Genomic DNA, 1204 nt, shown 5'->3' on the forward strand with positions numbered 1-1204 from the left:
CGACGACAAACGGCTGGTGGCGTGGGTGGTGCCGGCCGCCGGCGTGGCGGAAGAGACGCTGGCAGGCGCGCTGCGGCAGCATGTGAGCGCGGCGCTACCGGACTATATGGTGCCGTCGGCCTGGGGGGTGGTGGCGGCGTTGCCGCTGTCGCCGAACGGCAAGCTGGAGCGGCGGGCGTTGCCGGAACCGCAGGGGGCGCAGAGCCAGGCAGCGTACGAAGCGCCGCAGGGTGAACACGAAACGCTGCTGGCGGCGATCTGGCGCGAGCTGCTGAACGTGGAGCAGGTAGGTCGCCACGATAACTTCTTCGAACTGGGAGGGCACTCGCTGTTGGCGGTACGTCTGACCAACCGTCTGCAGCAGGTGGAATGGCAGCTGCCGTTGCAGACCCTGTTAGCCAACCCGACGCTGCTGGCGTTGGCGCAGCAACTGCGGAGAACCGATGAGGCGCTGCCGCCGATCGAGGCTATGCCACGCGGCGCCGAGTTGCCGCTGTCGTTTGCCCAGCAGCGTTTGTGGTTCCTGACGCAGTTGGAAGGCCTGAGTGAAACTTACCATATTCCCCTGGCGCTGAGCCTGCGCGGCGAGCTGGATCTGCCCGCCTGGCGGCAGAGCCTGGATGCGCTCTATGCCCGCCACGAAGCGTTGCGCAGCCGGTTTGTCACCGTCGAGGGGCAGCCGCAGGCGCACATTCTGCCGGCAGACGCGCTGCCGTTGACGGTTCACGATCTGCGTGGGCGGCAGGATGCTCAGAGCCAGGCGCGGCAACTGGCGCAGCGCCTGACGGAGGCGCCTTTCGATTTGACGCAGGGGCCGCTGGTGCGCGCCGCGCTGATCCGCCTGGAGGATGAGGAACATCTGTTCCTGCTCACCTGTCATCACATCGTCTCCGACGGTTGGTCGACCGGCATTCTGCTGCGTGAACTGGGGGCGTTGTACGGGGCTTTCCGTCGCGGCGATACCGATCCGCTGCCGCCGCTGACGCTGCAATACCCGGATTACGCCGCCTGGCAGCGTCGCTATCTGACGCCGGAGCGGCTGGCGGCGCAGGCGCAATACTGGCGCGAAACGCTGAGCGATGCGCCGGCGCTGCTGACGCTGCCGACCGACCGGCCGCGTCCGACGGTGCAGTCTTTCAGCGGCGGGGAGGTGCCGATCGCGATCGACGCCGAGCTGACGCAGGCGCTGCGGCAGTTCAGCCGA

Annotated in this window: 1 protein-coding gene; it reads left to right on the forward strand. The window is 67.9% G+C overall.

Annotated features, from left to right (window positions below; translation table 11 throughout):
- Positions 1-1204, forward strand: a 1204-nt coding sequence (locus WCL58_RS25230) for a condensation domain-containing protein (RefSeq protein WP_336851754.1), incomplete at both ends; no start/stop codon positions are given.

The organism is Serratia sp. TMDUHS_CL (genome assembly GCF_037137105.1).
Taxonomy (GTDB): Bacteria; Pseudomonadota; Gammaproteobacteria; order Enterobacterales; family Enterobacteriaceae; genus Serratia; species Serratia nevei.